We start from the raw sequence: 14,304 nt of genomic DNA, 5'->3' as shown, positions 1-14,304 counted from the left end.
GGACGCTACCGCCGCACGATCTCTCGCGCGACAGTGAAGGCCTCGAGCGCGACGGGATCGATCGTGACCCCGAGGCCCGGCCCCGTGGGCACCCGGACATGGCCGTCGTCGAGCACCGCGGGCTCCGTCACGATGTCGCGGTGGTAGAACCGGCTCGACGCGGAGACGTCCCCCGGCAGTGTGAAGCCGGGCAGTGCCGCGAGCGCCGCGTTGGCCGCACGGCCGATCCCGGTCTCGAGCATGCCTCCGCACCACACCGGGATGCCGGCATCCCGGCACAGGTCGTGGACGCGCACGGCCTCGAGGTACCCGCCGACGCGCCCCGCCTTGATGTTGACGACGGATGCCGCGCCCAGCGCGAGCGCGTCGGTCGCAGCCTTGAGCGAAACGATCGACTCGTCGAGGCACACCGGCGTGCGCAGGTGCCGCGCGAGGGTCGCGTGGTCGACGATGTCGTCCTCCTGCAGCGGCTGCTCGATGAGGAGGAGGTCGAAGCGGTCGAGCTCGGCGAGGGTGTCGATGTCGGAGAGCGTGTAGGCCGAGTTCGCGTCGACCTGGAGCGGGATCGCTCCGAACTCGTCGCGCACGGCCGCCGTGTCGCCGATGTCGCGCCCCGGCTTGATCTTGATCTTGATGCGGACGTAGCCCTCGTCGAGATAGCTGCGGACGACCTCGACGAGAGCGGCCGGGTCGTGCTGGATCCCGACGCTCACCCCGCTCGGCACACGGTCGCGCACGGCGCCGAGGTACTGGCCGAGCGGACGCCCCGCCGCGCGGAGCGCCGCGTCGAGGATTGCGAGCTCGAGGCCGGCCTTGGCCATGCGGTGGCCGACGAACGGCGCGAGGACTCCGGCGACGTCCTCCGGCGCCGCCGTGCCGCGCTCGAGGAGCGCCGGGATGAGCCAGCGGATCGCGACATCCCATGCGCCCTGGGTGTACTCGCTGGAGTACAGCGGGGCGTCCTGCGTCACGATCTCGCCCCAGCCGTCGCCGTCGGCCGTGAGCGCCCGCACGACGATGACCTCGCGCACCGTCTCGGTTCCGAACGACGTCGTGAAGGGCGACACGAGCGGCAGGTGCAGCACACGCAGCTCGAACCCCTCGAGCCGGACGGATGCCGCGGGATGGGCGATGGGCATGGGGTCAGGCTAGCCCTGACCGGCGCATCAGTTGAGGGTGCGGGTGCCCTCGGGCAGGCCGCCGCCGGCGTGCACGTCGCGGACGAGGTCCTGCAGCGCCGTGAGGGCGACGCGCTGCGACCACGGCCCGAACGAGACCCGCGCGACGCCCAGCTCCTCGAGCTTCGCGAGCGGGAGCGACCCCGGCACGGCGATGAGCGAGAGCTTGCGGGCCCCGAACGCCTCGACGAGCGTCCGCACCTGGTGCTCGTCGAGCCGGCCCGGCACGAACACGACGGGAGCGCCCGCCGCGAGGTACGCCTGACCGCGGGTGACGGCATCCTCGAGGTTCTCCTCCGGCGTGCGGTCCGCGCCGCGGATGAAGGCATCCGTGCGCGCGTTGAGCACGAACGGAATGCCCTCGGCCTCGCCTGCCGCGAGCGCCGCCTCGACCCCGCGCACCGCCTCGTCGAGGGGTTTGAGCTGATCCTCGATGTTGGCGCCCACGACGCCCACGCCGATCGCGCGGCGGATCGTCTCGCCGACGTCGCCGTAGCCGGCCTCGAGATCGGCCGAGACGGGGAGGTCCGTCGCCTGCACGATCCGCTCGATCGCCTCGAGGTGCAGGTCGAGCGGGATCCGCTCGCCGTCCTCGTAGCCGAAGCTCGCCGCGATCGAGTGGCTCGCGGTCGCGAGAGCCTGCGTGCCGGGTTCGGCCGAGACGACCTTGGCCGAGACGGGATCCCACACGTTCACGACGGTGAGCAGAGCGGGGTCTTCGTGAAGCGCGAGCAGTCGGTCGGCCTTCTCCTGCAGTGTCATGCGTCGAGTCAACCGCGTCCGGGACGTCTGCGTCATCCCCGCGACCCGGAACGACGTCAGCCGAACGGCGTGACGCCGACCTCGCCCGGGAGCCTGGGCCGCAGCCGCGACGGCGCGGGCCAGGACAGCTCGAAGCGCTCGACGGGCGCGTCGATCGCACCGAAGTCGTCCGTCTGCACGACGACCCGGCCTGCCTCGTCGACCCCGCCCGGGGTCACCTCGACGAGCTTGACGCGCAGCGCCTCGCCCGCATCGCGGTCCAGCATCCAGATCTCGGCCAGCCACGAAAGTCCGACCGACTCGAGCGCCGCTTCGGCCTCGAGCCAGTCGACGGGTCCGGATGCCTCGCGTCCCAGGAGATCGACCGCGAGCCAGTCGTCGCCCTCCGGGCGGATCCAGCCCAACAGCTCGCCGTCGTCGCGGCGATGCGGGGTCCAGTCGGCGGGGATCATCCCGCCACGGTAGCGCGGGGGGCCTCGGGGTGCTCAGTCCAGGCGGCGCGCGTCCATGTGCTGCTCGAGCCACCACGTCCGGCCCCCGTCCAACGACGACCAGCCGTCCCACGCGAAGGCGTCGGAGGTGATGGCGCTGAAGTTCCAGCGGATCGGGATGTCGCCGCCCGGCGTGAACTCGACGCCGTCCTGACGGATGCCGTCGTCGCCGTGAGCCCGGGCGATGAGCGCGCCGTAGTTGGAGTGGAGCGTGCCGAACCAGTTGATGCGCCACGCGCCGACGCGCGCGTCGTAGGCGCGGACCGTCGTACCGGCGACGACGGGCTCGTCGCCGCGATCGCTGCCGAGGATGACGTCCTGGACGGCGCGGCCGCCCGCGATCCACGAGAAGATCCACGTGCGCGCGCTCGCGCTCCACTCCGCATAAGGGGTCGCGCGGTAGCGGTTCTCCACCCGCCAGCGGCCGACGAGACGGCCGAAGAGGTCGAGCTCGCCCGCGAGGGACGGCTCAGGGGTCGTGGCGACGAGACTCGAGGCGAAGTCGCTCATGGCGACACGCTACGCCGGGCATCGGACATGCGCAGGCGGCGGGCGGCGGGTACCCCGTCGGCCGGATGCTGTAAACCCCTGCAGACGCGCGACCGGCGCCCGCCTACCCTCGGTGCCATGGCCAAGACGCAGGACTTCCAGCCGCGCCGCGCGATCGTGACGGCGTCGGACTCGGGCATCGGACAGGCGACGGCACTCGCGCTCGCGGAGGCCGGGATGGACGTCGGGATCACGTGGCACACCGACGACGCCGGTGCTCAGCGCACGGCCGACGGAGTGCGCGAGCGCGGCCGCGAGGCCCACGTCGTCCGGTTCGACGCGACGCGCCTCGACGAGGTCGCGGGCGTCATCGACGACCTCGCGGCGCGGCTCGGCGGCCTGGACGTCTTCGTCAACAACGCGGGAGGCGGCTCGAGCGGGCCCCTCGTCGAGTCGACGATCGAGGGCTGGCGCTCGATCGTCGCACTCAACCTCGACGGCGCGTTCGTCGGCATGCAGGCGGCGGCCCGGCACATGGTGCAGGCCGGCGCCGGTGGGCGGATCATCGCCGTCACGAGCGTCCACGAGCATCAGCCGAGGGTCGGGTCGGGCGCCTACGTCGCCGCGAAGCACGGCCTGGGCGGCCTGGTGAAGACGATGGCCCAGGAGCTCGGCCGCTACGCGATCACGGTCAACGCCGTCGCGCCCGGCGAGATCGCGACGCCGCTGAACGACATGGCGCCGGAGGACGCCGACACGACGCGTCGCCCCGGAGTCCCGCTCGGCCGCCCCGGGAAGCCCGAGGAGATCGCGCACGTCGTCGCCTTCCTCGCCTCCTCCCAGGCGAGCTTCGTGACGGGTGCGAGCTGGGCAGTGGACGGCGGGATGCTGCAGATGGGCCCGATGGCCGGCTCCCACCTCGAGAACGACGACTGGCGGGACGGCTGAACCGCTCGCCCGTCCGAGGAGAAGTCCCCTTCGGGAGGAGGAAGCTGCCCGAGAACCCCTCCCGAACGGCACAACTCCTCCGCAACGGCACAGCCGCTAGGCGGGGACCTCGGCGAAGGCCCGGACAGGGAACGTCCCGAACCCCTCGACGGCGGGCGGCGCCGCAGTGAAGCGCGCGCCGTGCGGCGGCAGCGCCCCGAGGTTCGTGAGGTGCTCGACGACGTGCACGCCGGCGCCGAGGAGCAGGCTGTGGGCGGGGCGCGTCCCTCCGGACTCGGTGTCGTCGATGTTGAGCGAGTCGATGCCCACGAGCGCGGCGCCCGCCTCGATGAGGTGACGCGTGCCCTCCTCCGTCAGGAAGGGGGCTCCCGTGCCGTACTCGGGCTGCCCGAACCAGCGGTCCCAGCCGGTGTGCAGCAGCACGGCGGCGCCGCGCACGTCGCGGTCGAGCAGCGTCTCGGCACGGATGCCGCGGCGCTCGGGCGTCCACGCGTCCTCGAGGTGGAAGACCTCGGCGCGCAGCCCGACGAGCGACGCGAGGTCGAGGCCCGCGAGGTCCGACCCGTCGCCGTAGCGGTGGAAGGGCGAGTCGAGGTACGTGCCGGTGTTGCCGATCATGTGGATGATGTCCATCGCGAACTCGGTGCCCGGCGCATAGCGGGCGCGCGAGTCCTCCCGCGTCAAGTGCGGCGTGATGGTCGGCGCCGGCAGACCCGGGTAGGTGACGAGCCCGGCCCGGATGGGGTGGCTGAGGTCGACGACGCGCGTGGTCACAGCATCCTGCCCTCCCGCCGGTACGACACCCCGGCTGCCGCGATGCGGCTCCTCAACGATGCGCAGCCCGCGCAGCTCGACCTCGTCGACGAGAGCCAGCCCCAAGTGCTGCACGAGGAGCTTCGCGACGGCGTCGGCATCGGCATCCGGACCCGGCAGGTCGAGGCGGAAGCCGGTGCCGGCGAGCTCGCCGCCGTTCGCGAACGTCAGCTGGAAGTCGAAGTGGGCGCGGTAGTCGGGCATGCGCGTCAGCCTAGGGGCGAAGGATGCTGGAGCCCCGGCCCTCATCGCACTTCGGCAGTCGTCGGAACCTCGACGGCAGAAAGGCTCCGGCGCAGTGCGGGTCTGACACCGCACCACGCCGGAGCGCGAAGGTCCGCGTCAGTTCAGCCCGATGTGCTTGCCCGGGTGCCCGTTGTTGACCTTGACGATCGTCCCCGGAGCAGGAGGCTGGCTCGGGTCGAGCGTGATGGTCGTGCCCGCCCACAGCGTCCCATCGGACGCCGTCTCGACCGCGATGACGTTCTGCAGCGGCAGGTAGTCGGACTTCTTGCCGTTCTTCTTGACGACCGAGATCTTGCCCGCGAAGTACTCCGCGACGTAGATCTCGCCCTTCCAGCCGAGCGCGAGGTTCGTGGCGCCGAGGAACCCGTCCGCGACCTTCTGCAGGGCGCCCGTCGCGGGAGTGAGCTTCCACAGCGCGCCGCGCGCGCCCAGGACGGCGCTCTCCGGTCCGCCCGGCAGAGTCGTGACGTACACCGAGCCGTCGGCGGCGACTTCGACATCAGTCGGCACCGGCTCGAACGCGTAGGTCACACCCGCGACGCAGGACGGGAAGCCGAGGGCCGCGGCCATGTCCGCCGTGATCAGGAGCGGCTGGGGCGGCAGGACCGCGAGGGTGCTCACGTCGCCCTCCGCGTCGATGCTCCAGAGCGCGTTGGCGCCGGCATCCGCAACGACCCAGCCATCGCCCCACGCGGCCACCGAGTAGGCGTGGGAATCGACCTGGCCCATGTAGTCGTAGGGGAAGCCCGCCGCTTCGAACGCCTCAGCGACGCACTCGCTCGGATTGTCGATGCCGTAGTGGTTCACAGCATCCGGATTGTGCTCCTCCTCGTACGCCATCGTGTCGGCGTAGATCTTCTCGTCGCCGGGGCCCCACAGGTTGAGCCCGGCCTCGAGGTTCACGCCTGTCTCGTCGTCCGACAGCGTCGTCGTGAACGCCAGGATGCTGCCATCCTGCGAGAGATCGACGCCCGAGGCGCCCGGCTGGCCCACGGCGATCGGCGAGAGCGAGCCGTCGCCCTGAAGCGTTCCGACCAGGCCCATGAAGCCCTCGGCGACGTACACGTCCGAGCCCGGAAGCGCGAGGTTGAACGGGGCGAGGACCTGGTCCGACCGGACTTCGGGATCCGGATGAGGGCCCTTGCCCGCGGCCGAGGCCATGACCGGTGTGGCCACAACGAGTCCCGCGACGGCGAAGCCGGCGACGAGCGCGCGTGATGATGAGCGCATTGACTACCTCCCAAGTAGGTCGCCCGCCTCTTCGCGGGCGCTCGAAGCGGTCGCCGAAATCCCCATCGCCGACCGTGGCCGTCCGCTCGAACGGCCCGTGTCACATCCTCCGACCGCCGGAGTGCGGGGTCAATGGGGTTGCCGGAACGGCGACCGATCGGCACGGGGCAGGATCGGCGAAGGAGGAAGGGCCCGGTCAGGGGCGGATGAAGAGGTAGCCGCGCTCGTCCTCGAACCCGCCGACAGTGAGGCCCGCGTCGAGGTGGCCGAGGACCGCGTCGCGGACGCGCAGGCGCCAGGCCGCGGCCTCGTCCGGAGAGTCGTGGCGGAGCGCCTCGATGTCGTGCGGGACGGCGACGGAGGCGACGACGTCGGCGTCGTCGGGTGTCGGGACCGGTGGGGACGCCAGCGACCACGTCACCAGGATGCGGTCGGTCTGGTCACCGCGGTTGATGCCGTCGTCCATCGCCCCGTAGCGGTTGACGAAGTAGTCGGTGAAGCGCGCGCCGAGGACGCGCAGGTTGAAGTGGGCGTTGCGGGCCACGAGCGGGTCGTACGTCCACGTGATGTGGCCGACGCCCTGCGAGAAGGCCCACTCGCGCTGATGCTGCTTGAGCAGCCGACCAAGGCCCTGACTCTGGTACTCGGCGAGGACCCCCGTGATGTGCGAGTGCATCGACCGCGTCGCGGGCGGAGCGAAGAACGCGACCGACGCGCCGATGATGCGGTCGCCGTCGTAGAGGCCCACGACGTAGTTGCCCGAGTACGCGAGCGCCGCCATGAGGTTGGCCGGCATGCCGCCGCGGTCGCCGCCCCACACGTCCCGCAGCACGGCCGCCGCCTCGAAGGCCCCGTCCACCGTCTCGATCGTGCGGATCTCGATGCCGGGCGGAGTCGCGACGAGCGGGTCGGTCATGCGCCCACCCTACGCCCGGCGACCCGAGGCCTCCCGGGGCGCGGATAGCCTGGATCGATGGCATCGAAGGATGAGGACGCGCGCAGAAGACTCACCCGGATGCCGCCGCAGGGGGCGATCGTCGCTGTGCTGGCCGTCGCAGGCCTCGCCTCGTCGTTCATGTTCACACTCGTCGTGCCGATCCAGTCGAAGCTGCCCGAACTGCTCGACGCGAGCCGCGAAGACACCGCCTGGGTCGTCACCTCGACGCTCCTGGCCGCGGCCGTCATCACCCCGATCTCGGGACGGCTCGGCGACATGTACGGCAAGCGCCGGATCGTGCTCGTGCTCCTCGCCGTGATGGTCGCGGGCTCCGTCATCGCGGCGGTCTCGCCGGGCATCGTCGGGGTGATCGTGGGCCGGACGCTGCAGGGCGCCATGGTCGGCGTGATCCCGCTCGGCATCTCGATCCTCCGCGACGTGCTGCACGAGAACCGCGTCGACACCGCTATCGCGCTCATCAGCGCGACGCTCGGCGTGGGCGGGGCATTGGGGCTGCCGATCAGCGCGCTCATCACGGAGCGCGCCGACTGGCACGTCCTCTTCTGGGTCGCGGCCGCACTTGGCGTCATCGTCTTCGCGCTCGTCCTGTGGATCGTGCCCGTGAGCGTCCTGCGCACCGCCGGACGGTTCGACTACGTCGGCGCCGCGGGGCTCACCGTGGGCCTTCTCGGCATCCTCCTCGCCGTCTCGCGAGGCAACGAATGGGGCTGGACGTCGGCACCCGTCCTCGTGTCGGGGCTCGGCGGCCTCGTCGTGCTGCTGGCATGGGGCTGGTACGAGCTGCGCATCGACGCTCCGCTGCTCGACCTGCGCGTCGCCGCGCGCCGGCCCGTGCTGCTCACGAACATCGCGTCGGTCGCGATGGGCTTCTCGCTCTTCGCGTCGAACGTCGCCTATCCGCAGATGCTCGAGCTGCCCGCCATCGCCGGCGGATTCGGCCTGTCGCTCCTCGCCGCGAGCCTCGTCGTCATGCCGGCGGGCGTCGTCATGATGGTGCTCTCGCCCTTCTCCGGGCGCCTCGCGCGGACCGTGGGACCCAAGCTGCTCCTCATCCTCGGCGCCGTCTCGCTCATCGTCGCCTACGCCTACACGCTGCTGTTCTCGGCGGAGGTGTGGCAGCTCGTCGTCGCGAACTTCCTCATCGGCGCGGGCATCGGCTTCGGCTACGCCGCGATGCCGATGCTCATCATGCGGTCGGTGCCGCAGTCCGAGACGGGCGCGTCGAACGGGCTCAACGCGCTCTGCCGCTCGCTCGGCACGAGCACCGCCGCGGCCGTCATCGGCGCCGTGCTCGCGACATACGTCGTCGACGTCGACGGGATGCCGGCACCCACGCCGACGGCGTTCCAGCTGTCGTTCGTGCTCGGCGGGATCGCGGCGGTCGTGGCGCTCGTGACGGCGGCGTTCATCCCGCGGCATCACGCCGCCCAGGAGCGGCATCCGTCACTGCCGGAGTAGCGGGCACCTGTCGGCACAGCATCCCGCCGCACTACCCTGACCCCATGAGCGGCGCAACAGATGGGACAGGGGTCGGACCGGACGGTGTTCCGGAGCAGGTGCCGGTAGGCGCGCCCGACGGCGCGACGGCGGCTGGGGCGGCTGCGGGCGGCACTTCGACGGGTGCCGTCGCGGCCGCGCAGAGCGGGACGGATGCCGCCGCCACGACCGGCGGCGGCAGCAAGGACACCGGGTTCTTCGGGCAGCCGCGCGCGCTGGCCAACATCTTCGGCGTCGAGATGTGGGAGCGGTTCAGCTTCTACGGCATGCAGGGCATCCTGCTCATCTACATGTACTACTCCGTCGAGCAGGGCGGGCTGGGCATCGACCAGGCGACGGCGACGGGAATCGTCGGCGCGTACGGCGGCACGGTCTACCTCTGCACGATCCTCGGCGCGTGGCTCGCCGACCGGCTGTTCGGGTCGGAGCGGGTCCTCTTCTACAGCGCCATCGTCATCATGGCGGGCCACATCGCGCTGGCCGTCCTGCCGAACCTCGCGGGCCTCGGCGTCGGCCTCATCCTCGTCGCGATCGGATCCGGCGGCCTCAAGGCGAACGCGACGGCGCTCGTGGGCACCCTCTACCGCGCCGGCGACACGAGGCGCGACGCGGGCTTCTCGATCTTCTATCTCGGCATCAACCTGGGCGCGTTCCTCGGTCCGCTCATCACGGGGTTCCTGCAGCAGAACTACGGCTTCCACATCGGGTTCGGCGCCGCCGCGGTCGGCATGGCGATCGGCCTCATCCAGTACTCGATCGGCCGCAAGAACCTCCCGGAGTCTGCGGGGGTCGTCGCCAACCCGCTCCCGCGCAACCGCTACGCCGCCATGATCGGGATCGGACTGGCCGGCGTCGCCGTCATCGTCGTCCTCGTGCTGCTGGGCGTCATCAACGCCCAGAACCTCGCGGGCGTCGTCATCATCGCGACCCTCGGCGCGGCGATCGCGTACTTCCTCGTCATCGTCTCGTCGCGTCAGATCACGTCCGACGACCGGTCGCGCGTCATCGGCTTCCTGCCGCTGTTCATCGTCAACGTCGGCTTCTGGTCGCTGTACCAGCAGCAGTTCACCGTCCTGACGATCTACTCCGACCAGCGCCTGAACCGGATGCTGGGCGGCTGGGAGATGCCCGTCTCGTGGATCAACTCGATCAACCCCGTCTTCGTCATCGTCTTCTCGGGCATCTTCGCCGCGATCTGGTCGAAGCTCGGTCCCCGTCAGCCCTCGGCGCCGGTCAAGTTCGCCCTCGGTGCGATCATCATGGGCGTCGCCTTCCTGCTGTTCCTGCCCTGGGCCAACGGAGCCCCGAACTCGACGCCGCTCATGGCGATCGTCCTCATCCTGCTCGTCTTCACGATCGCCGAGATGTTCATCTCGCCTCCGGGTCTGTCGGTGACGACGAAGCTCGCACCCCAGCGCTTCCACACGCAGATGGTCTCGCTGTACTTCCTCTCGGTGGCCCTGGGAACCTCGATCGCCGGCTGGCTCGCACAGTTCTACGACCCGACGAACGAGGTGCCGTACTTCACGATCCTCGGCTTCATCGCGATCGCCCTCGGCGTCGCGCTGCTGTTCTGCGTCAAGCCCGTGCTCGCGCTCATGAAGGGCGTGCGCTAGCGCTGCGCCGGCATCGACACGGAGCCGATGCCGGGCGCGGGACCCGGTGGCCTCGTGCCGATGCCGCGCGCCGGGCACCGTGGCCTCCGGCCGATGCCGGGCGCGGAGCCCGGTGGCCTCGTGCCGATGCGGCGCACCGGGTCCGCTCCTGTCAGCCCTTGCCCTTGCCCTTGAGCTGGATCGTGGACTCGTCGAAGTACTCCGAGCAGAACGCCAGCCCGCACGCCGCCGCGAAGGTCACCGTGGCGGACTTGCCGCCCTTGAACAGGCCGTTGTCACCGAGCACCTCGATGGTCCATGGGCGGGTCGTGCCGTCGCACGTGACCTCGGTGCCGCCGAACCCGCGGATGAGGACGCGCCCGACGCGCTGTGTCAGCTGAGCCTCGAGGAAAGCCGAGGCGGCGTCTTCCCCGCACATCATCGTGCCGGAGAGGATGGCCGATCCGGTCTTGGAGTCGAAGCGGGCTGCCGGGTCGACCGTGACCTCGAGCGCCGGGGGCGGAGGTGCGACGTCGATCATGAGTGCCATCTGTCCGCCGTTGCCGCCCCCATCGGACTGGTCGTCGATGACGACGATGGAGTACGTCGCACCGGCGGTCGCCTGCCACGCGGCGCCGCCGGGGCCGCAGGCGAGCACCTCGAAGCTTCCCGGGGAGCCGGTGGCGACGAACACGCCCGTGCTGTAGTCCGAGGCTGAGGCGTCTGCGATGTACGCCTCGTCGGCGGCAGCGGTGAAGGAGTACCACACGCTGGCATCCATGGCGGGGGCGCCGCACGTGGCGTTCAGCTCGGCATCGTCGGCGTCGGTCGTCGCCTCTGTCGTGTCGAGAGATGTGGTGAAGGGGACGGCCCCGACGACTTCGGCGCCGCTGAACAGATCGTTCGTCGGCACCGCCGCGATGGCGGGCGAACCCGCGACCGCCGTGAGGGCGAGCGCTGCGGCAAGGCCCGCTGCGAGGCGCTGTGAGAGTTTCATCGACCTACTCCTTTGTTGATCGGACCGATCCGACCGTCCGCCCCCAGCGGGCACATCGCGGATCGCTCCTCGTAGTGTGGCGTGGATCGCGGGTCCACGCTACGGCTGGGGCATCCGACGCCGGTCGGCTGCGAAAGGGGAAGAACCCGTGAGACGCATCCGACTGGCCGTCATCTCGTTCGCGACAGCCGCGGCCCTGTCCGTCGGGCTGGCTCCGATGGCGACCGCTGCGGCCGCACCGAGCCCGGCGGAGAAGTACATCGTGACGCTGAAGCCCGGCGCCGACCCCGGGACGGTCGCCGCGAAGCACCAGCGGTCGCGCGGCGCCTCGGTCACGCACGTCTACCGGCACGCCCTCCACGGGTATGCGGCCTCGATGTCTTCGTCGGCCGCGGCCGCCATCGCGGCGCAGCCGGAAGTGGCCGCCGTCATCCCCGACCTCGACGTTCAGATGAGCGCTCAGTCGCTGCCGCCGGGCATCGACCGGGTCGGCGCCGACGAGAGCTCCGCCGCCGCGGGAGACGGCCGCGGCACCGTCGACGCGGACATCGCCATCCTCGACACGGGCATCGACGCCAAGCACCGCGACCTCAACGTCGTCGGCGGCGTCAACTGCATCAAGGGCAACAACTCCTACGCCGACCTCAACGGCCACGGCACGCACGTGTCGGGGACGGCCGCCGCCAAGGACAACAGCGTGGGCGTCGTGGGAGTCGCCCCCGGCGCCCGGCTGTGGGCGGTTCGCGTCCTCGACGCGAACGGGGGCGGGTCGTGGTCGTCGATCATCTGCGGCATCGACTGGGTGACCGCCCGAGCCGCGACGATCGAGGTCGCGAACATGAGTCTCGGCGGGGCGGGCGGCGCCGGGTCGTGCACCGACCACGGTCTGCGGGAGGCCATCTGCCGCTCCACCGCAGCGGGAGTCACCTACGTCGTCGCGGCCGGAAACTCCGCCGCAGACGCCGGGGGCTTCGTGCCGGCGACCTTCGACGAGGTCATCACCGTCTCGGCGATCACCGACTTCGACGGCGAGCCGGGAGGCGTCGGCACCCCCAGCTGCCAGACCGGCTTCGACGACACCTTCGCGAACTTCTCGAACTACGGAGCCGACGTCGACCTGACGGCGCCGGGGATGTGCGTCCTGTCGACGTGGCGCGGGGGCGGGTACCGCTCCATTTCGGGAACCTCGATGGCCAGTCCCCACGTCGCGGGCGCGGCCGCGCTCTTCCTGTCCGCCCACCCCGATGCGACGCCTGCCGTGGTCCGTGCGGCGCTCGTCGCTGCCGGCACGCTGGACTGGACCGGTGACCCGGACGCCGTCAAGGAGCCGCTGCTGGACGTCGCCGACTTCTGACGGCGTTCCGGCGGGAGCAGACCTCCCGCCTCCCCGCGCGCGGCGCCCTGCTCAGTCCGAGATGAGCGTCCCGCCGTCGATCACGATGTTCTGGCCGCTCACGAAGGCCCCCGCGGGCGAGGCGAGCCAGACGACGGCGCCGGCGACCTCGGCGGCAGTGCCGAAGCGGCCCAGCGGAGTCTTCGCGAGGCGTGCGGGAGCAGCATCCGGATCATCCGTGATGGGGCGCGCGAAGTCGGTCGCGATGACTCCGGGTGAGATCGCGTTGGCCCGGATCCCCCGCGGGCCCCACTGCACCGCGAGGTTGCGGGCGAGCTGCGCGTTCGCGGCCTTCGTGACGCCGTAGCCGCTCAGCACGCGGTTGCCGCGGAGTCCGGAGAGGCTCGACATGACGAGGAACGCTCCCCCGTCACCCTCCGCCATGACGGGGAGCGAGAGCTCGGCGAGGGCCGCGACCGAGCGCACGTGGAGGTCGAACATGCGGTCGAGGGCCTCGATCGCGCCCGGCCGGTTCGGATCGTCGAGCGCCGCTCCGGCGTTCGCGAGCACCGTGTCGAGGCGGCCCCGGCGTGCGACGGTCGAGTCGACGAGCCCGGCGAGGTCGCCGGCATCCGTCACATCGCACGGGATGCCGACCACCTCGAGGCCCCGGTCCGCGAGAGCCGCGGCGGCACGCTCGGGCTGCGACGCCGCGAGGCCCGCGATGACGACGCGGGCACCCGCCGCGGCGAGCGCCTCGGCGCATGCCAGGCCGATGCCGGAGCCGCCCCCGGTCACGATCGCGACCTGCCCGGCGCACGAGAACAGGCGGGCGGGGGCGAGGGGTGAGTCGCTCATGCGTCCATCCTCGCCGCCGTGCGGCGCCGTCGCGCCTGCCGATCGCTGATGCGCGGCATCACCGATCCACCGTTCCGGGGGACGGATGCCGAGGCTACCGTCGAGCCATGAGCAGCGCCGCCTACCCCGGACTCGAGGGACGCACCGTGGTCGTGACGGGCGCGGGCGGCGGCCAGGGTGCGGCCGAGGCGCGGCTGCTCGCGGACGCCGGCGCGCGGGTCGTCGCGACGGATGTGTCGGATGCCGCTCCCGCCCAGCTCGCCGGCATCGAGTACCGGCGGCTCGACGTGACGGACGAGTCCGCCTGGGCGGCACTGGCCACCTGGCTCGCCGAGGAGCGCGCCGGGGAGCCGCTGCGCGGGCTCGTCAACAACGCCGGCATCACGCACCGCACGCGGCTCGGCGAGACGTCGCGCGAGGACTGGGACCGGGTCATCGCCGTGAACCTCACGGGGCCCATGCTCGGGATGCAGGCCCTCGCGCCGCTCATGGCGGACGGCTCGTCTATCGTCAACATCGGGTCGTCGGCCGGGCTCAACGCCCACTATCCCGTCGCATACACGACGTCGAAGTGGGGCCTGCGCGGACTTTCGCACGTGGCCGCGACCGAACTCGGGCGCCGCGGCATCCGCGTCAACCTCGTGCATCCCGGCTTCATCGAGACGCCGATGACGGCCGAGGCGCCCGAGGCGATGCGCGAGGCTCAGCTCGCCCTGACGCCGCTCGAGCGACTCGGCGCCGCGGAGGAGGTGGCCCGGATCGTGGCGTTCCTCCTCTCGGACGCCTCCTCGTACCTGACGGGGGCCGAGATCCCCGTCGACGGCGGCGCGACGTCCTCGGCGGGCGCGAAGCTCATGTCCGACCGCATCGCCGGCCGCTGAGCCCGTTCGCAACTCCGGCAGAATCGGC

Annotated in this window: 14 protein-coding genes; 5 read left to right on the top strand and 9 right to left on the bottom strand. The window is 71.5% G+C overall.

The features are described 5' to 3' along the window. Positions 1-5: 5 nt before the first annotated feature. Genes menC through ABZ477_RS07455 form a run of 4 tightly spaced genes read right to left on the bottom strand, consistent with a single transcriptional unit; the run spans position 6 to position 2,941 of the window. Positions 6-1,139, bottom strand: coding sequence for an o-succinylbenzoate synthase (gene menC, locus ABZ477_RS07470; RefSeq protein ID WP_360130261.1), 1,134 nt, complete (start codon positions 1,137-1,139; stop codon positions 6-8). Between the two features lie 27 nt (positions 1,140-1,166). Then, on the bottom strand, positions 1,167-1,940 hold the full coding sequence (locus tag ABZ477_RS07465) for an isocitrate lyase/phosphoenolpyruvate mutase family protein (RefSeq protein WP_360130258.1): 774 nt from the start codon (positions 1,938-1,940) through the stop codon (positions 1,167-1,169). Between the two features lie 56 nt (positions 1,941-1,996). Further along, the gene (locus tag ABZ477_RS07460; protein WP_360130255.1) at positions 1,997-2,392 is read right to left on the bottom strand and encodes a hypothetical protein; all 396 of its coding nucleotides are present in this window, start codon (positions 2,390-2,392) and stop codon (positions 1,997-1,999) included. A gap of 33 nt (positions 2,393-2,425) precedes the next feature. Then, a complete protein-coding gene (locus tag ABZ477_RS07455; RefSeq protein ID WP_360130252.1) occupies positions 2,426-2,941 on the bottom strand; it encodes a hypothetical protein in 516 nt (171 codons plus the stop codon). Between the two features lie 117 nt (positions 2,942-3,058). Here ABZ477_RS07455 and ABZ477_RS07450 point away from each other — a divergent pair, with 117 nt between their 5' ends. Further along, entirely contained in the window at positions 3,059-3,868 is an 810-nt protein-coding gene (locus tag ABZ477_RS07450) for an SDR family oxidoreductase (protein ID WP_360130249.1), read from the top strand. A 96-nt stretch (positions 3,869-3,964) separates the two neighbouring features. Here the strand turns inward: ABZ477_RS07450 and ABZ477_RS07445 are convergent, their stop codons facing one another. From ABZ477_RS07445 to ABZ477_RS07435, 3 genes are all read right to left on the bottom strand, one after another. Further along, complete coding sequence (locus ABZ477_RS07445; protein ID WP_360130246.1) at positions 3,965-4,885, bottom strand: cyclase family protein; 921 nt, start codon at positions 4,883-4,885, stop codon at positions 3,965-3,967. A gap of 138 nt (positions 4,886-5,023) precedes the next feature. Further along, positions 5,024-6,157: a ScyD/ScyE family protein gene (locus ABZ477_RS07440; protein WP_360130243.1), complete on the bottom strand. Its 1,134-nt coding sequence runs from the start codon at positions 6,155-6,157 to the stop codon at positions 5,024-5,026. A 196-nt stretch (positions 6,158-6,353) separates the two neighbouring features. Next, positions 6,354-7,073: a GNAT family N-acetyltransferase gene (locus ABZ477_RS07435; RefSeq protein WP_360130240.1), complete on the bottom strand. Its 720-nt coding sequence runs from the start codon at positions 7,071-7,073 to the stop codon at positions 6,354-6,356. 99 nt (positions 7,074-7,172) lie between these two features. On the opposite strand from ABZ477_RS07435, the gene ABZ477_RS07430 reads away from it, so the two are divergent. Both ABZ477_RS07430 and ABZ477_RS07425 read left to right on the top strand, forming a co-directional pair. Next, positions 7,173-8,573, top strand: coding sequence for an MFS transporter (locus ABZ477_RS07430; RefSeq protein ID WP_360131081.1), 1,401 nt, complete (start codon positions 7,173-7,175; stop codon positions 8,571-8,573). Positions 8,574-8,617: 44 nt separating this feature from the next. Then, complete coding sequence (locus ABZ477_RS07425) at positions 8,618-10,228, top strand: peptide MFS transporter (protein WP_360130237.1); 1,611 nt, start codon at positions 8,618-8,620, stop codon at positions 10,226-10,228. A gap of 151 nt (positions 10,229-10,379) precedes the next feature. Here ABZ477_RS07425 and ABZ477_RS07420 read toward each other — a convergent pair whose 3' ends face one another. Next, positions 10,380-11,204 carry a DUF6299 family protein gene (locus tag ABZ477_RS07420; RefSeq protein ID WP_360130234.1) on the bottom strand — a complete coding sequence of 275 codons (825 nt, stop codon included), beginning with the start codon at positions 11,202-11,204 and terminating at the stop codon, positions 10,380-10,382. A gap of 148 nt (positions 11,205-11,352) precedes the next feature. Between ABZ477_RS07420 and ABZ477_RS07415 the strand changes: the two genes are divergently transcribed. Next, entirely contained in the window at positions 11,353-12,558 is a 1,206-nt protein-coding gene (locus ABZ477_RS07415; protein ID WP_360130231.1) for a S8 family serine peptidase, read from the top strand. Positions 12,559-12,609: 51 nt separating this feature from the next. Here ABZ477_RS07415 and ABZ477_RS07410 read toward each other — a convergent pair whose 3' ends face one another. Next, the gene (locus ABZ477_RS07410) at positions 12,610-13,395 is read right to left on the bottom strand and encodes an SDR family oxidoreductase (protein ID WP_360130228.1); all 786 of its coding nucleotides are present in this window, start codon (positions 13,393-13,395) and stop codon (positions 12,610-12,612) included. A 107-nt stretch (positions 13,396-13,502) separates the two neighbouring features. On the opposite strand from ABZ477_RS07410, the gene ABZ477_RS07405 reads away from it, so the two are divergent. Further along, positions 13,503-14,276 carry an SDR family oxidoreductase gene (locus ABZ477_RS07405; protein ID WP_360130226.1) on the top strand — a complete coding sequence of 258 codons (774 nt, stop codon included), beginning with the start codon at positions 13,503-13,505 and terminating at the stop codon, positions 14,274-14,276. Positions 14,277-14,304: the final 28 nt, after the last annotated feature.

It is taken from the genome of Microbacterium sp. NPDC019599, assembly GCF_040632175.1.
In the GTDB taxonomy this organism is placed as follows: domain Bacteria; phylum Actinomycetota; class Actinomycetes; order Actinomycetales; family Microbacteriaceae; genus Microbacterium.
The sequence above is the reverse complement of the archived record's forward strand: the minus strand, read 5'-3'. Positions and strand labels throughout refer to the sequence as shown.

Coding starts and splice junctions, on each gene's coding strand:
- menC (WP_360130261.1), bottom strand. CDS start 1,139: ATGCCCATCGCCCATCCCGCGGCATCCGTCCGGCTCGAGGGGTTCGAG.
- ABZ477_RS07465 (WP_360130258.1), bottom strand. CDS start 1,940: ATGACACTGCAGGAGAAGGCCGACCGACTGCTCGCGCTTCACGAAGAC.
- ABZ477_RS07460 (WP_360130255.1), bottom strand. CDS start 2,392: ATGATCCCCGCCGACTGGACCCCGCATCGCCGCGACGACGGCGAGCTG.
- ABZ477_RS07455 (WP_360130252.1), bottom strand. CDS start 2,941: ATGAGCGACTTCGCCTCGAGTCTCGTCGCCACGACCCCTGAGCCGTCC.
- ABZ477_RS07450 (WP_360130249.1), top strand. CDS start 3,059: ATGGCCAAGACGCAGGACTTCCAGCCGCGCCGCGCGATCGTGACGGCG.
- ABZ477_RS07445 (WP_360130246.1), bottom strand. CDS start 4,885: ATGCCCGACTACCGCGCCCACTTCGACTTCCAGCTGACGTTCGCGAAC.
- ABZ477_RS07440 (WP_360130243.1), bottom strand. CDS start 6,157: ATGCGCTCATCATCACGCGCGCTCGTCGCCGGCTTCGCCGTCGCGGGA.
- ABZ477_RS07435 (WP_360130240.1), bottom strand. CDS start 7,073: ATGACCGACCCGCTCGTCGCGACTCCGCCCGGCATCGAGATCCGCACG.
- ABZ477_RS07430 (WP_360131081.1), top strand. CDS start 7,173: ATGCCGCCGCAGGGGGCGATCGTCGCTGTGCTGGCCGTCGCAGGCCTC.
- ABZ477_RS07425 (WP_360130237.1), top strand. CDS start 8,618: ATGAGCGGCGCAACAGATGGGACAGGGGTCGGACCGGACGGTGTTCCG.
- ABZ477_RS07420 (WP_360130234.1), bottom strand. CDS start 11,204: ATGAAACTCTCACAGCGCCTCGCAGCGGGCCTTGCCGCAGCGCTCGCC.
- ABZ477_RS07410 (WP_360130228.1), bottom strand. CDS start 13,395: ATGAGCGACTCACCCCTCGCCCCCGCCCGCCTGTTCTCGTGCGCCGGG.
- ABZ477_RS07405 (WP_360130226.1), top strand. CDS start 13,503: ATGAGCAGCGCCGCCTACCCCGGACTCGAGGGACGCACCGTGGTCGTG.